The 303-nt window shown below is 44.6% G+C and carries 1 protein-coding gene; it reads right to left on the bottom strand.

Features of this window, described 5'->3' with window-relative positions:
• A partial coding sequence (locus AB4486_RS25935; protein ID WP_372119612.1) for a Mur ligase family protein occupies positions 1-303 on the bottom strand: 303 nt, incomplete at both ends.

Consider the following 303-nt stretch of genomic DNA (forward strand, 5'->3'; position numbering starts at 1 on the left):
TATCAAAGCAAGCTTCACCTTGCTCATTAATGCGAATATTCTTAGCAAAGTAATCCGCCGCATTATCGCTTTCTGAAAATGTCAGCACGCTTTTATCTGCAAGCACTTCATTCCAGAAATCACCACCGTTGCTCTCTAGGTTAACAATAGCAGTATCACCAGCAGCAAGCCCCTGAAAGATTTCACCTTTCGCTTGTTTAACACCATCAATTGAGCCAAAGCCCTCTAGATGCGCGGCAGCAACGTTATTCACTAAGGCCACCTGTGGTTTCACAAGCTGCGTGGTATAGGCAATTTCACCAA

The organism is Vibrio sp. 10N.222.55.C6 (genome assembly GCF_041473395.1).
Classification (GTDB): Bacteria; Pseudomonadota; Gammaproteobacteria; order Enterobacterales; family Vibrionaceae; genus Vibrio; species Vibrio crassostreae_C.